The organism is Parendozoicomonas verongulae, from assembly GCF_009711465.1.
Lineage (GTDB): Bacteria > Pseudomonadota > Gammaproteobacteria > Pseudomonadales > Endozoicomonadaceae > Sansalvadorimonas > Sansalvadorimonas verongulae.
The window spans coordinates 1-1,306 of the sequence record NZ_SMME01000545.1 but is presented as its reverse complement, the minus strand read 5'-3'; the positions used below and the strand labels follow the sequence as shown (position 1 = coordinate 1,306).

Genomic DNA, 1,306 nt, shown 5'->3' with positions numbered 1-1,306 from the left:
AGTATTCTCCAATCCAGAAATGAGCCTGAAGGTAGGTGTTAATACCTACATTCCGGCTCGCCGTTCAAAAACAGTTCTGAATAACATTTCCTTAGTCTGCTGAAGTTTCTCAGCCGCTTCATTATCGGTCATCGCCTCAGCTTTTTCCTTCAGCTGCTTAAGGGTTACACCGTCTCTCAGGTACTGATCTGGCTGCTCCAGTGACAGGAACTTTTCATGGGGTGTCATCATGTTCTCATACCGATAAACTTTCTTCTCCTTGCCCTTCTTGTCCATTTGGATTTCTGGGTAAAAACAGGGGCGATGGTAATTCAGATAGGGTGTCAGGTATTCTCTATCCAGCCGATTGAACGCCTCCGCATGGCATTGCGAAATATGAGCATGCCCCAGCAGCTTCCTGATCACAGAGCCATTCTTGCTTTCCACAAGAGCGTTATCATTGCTGTGTCGAGAGCGGGACTTCGACAGTGCGATATTCATCTTGTTCAACAACTCGGCAACCCGATGATTGATATACTCCGAGCCATTATCGGAATGAATCTCCTCGATTTTAAACGGGAAACCTGCCAGCGATTCCTCCAAAACAGGAACAAGGTAACGCTCGCTAATTTTCTCGACTGTGCAGACAACTTCGTACTGTGTGACCTCATCGACAGCATTAATGTGATAGAGGCCTTTCACACCGTCTCTGTCACCCTGATGGACGGTATCAATACGAATGAATCCCGGATGCCCCTGTGGGTTCGGACGACGTCTCACGCCAATGTCCCTCTGAACGGGGCGTGTGCTGTCTTTGACCCCTCTCACGCACTCATAGGTACGGGACTGTCTGAGGTTGTATAGATGCGAGACGGAGATGCCTGCCAGACGTTCATAACGTCTGTCACCCTGTTGGAAAGCCCGCTCACACAGCTTCTTGATAGCGGCACCGTTCAGGTCGTTATGCAGCCTGTCGGTGTAGGCCAGCAGCCTGATATCGGCCTTGGTGTATTTGGTTTGGAAACCATGAGTTCCGCGTGGCTTGCGCTTCACGCCTCCCAGACTGATGTACTGATGAATCAGCCGGGCCACCTGTGCTCTTGAGTAGCCGGTAGCTGTGACCAGATAACGACGGATAAGGCCTTTATCCGTCTTGCTCAGAGAGCGGTATTTGAAATGGCTGAGGGTTTGTTCAACCCAGCGGTAGCATTCTTCCTTTGATTCCCAGCCCGGTTCCAGGCAAGACGACTGAGTGAGCAGTATCTGAACATCCTGCAGGGTTTTGATGAATGTAGTGTTCATGATGATTTTCATCCTCTCATCATGA

Annotated in this window: 1 protein-coding gene; it reads right to left on the bottom strand. The window is 49.7% G+C overall.

The window, feature by feature from the left end; all coding sequences use genetic code 11:
• Nucleotides 1–45: 45 nt before the first annotated feature.
• On the bottom strand, nucleotides 46–1,306 hold a 1,261-nt coding region (locus E1189_RS01395), incomplete at its 5' end, for an integrase catalytic domain-containing protein (RefSeq protein WP_230459955.1).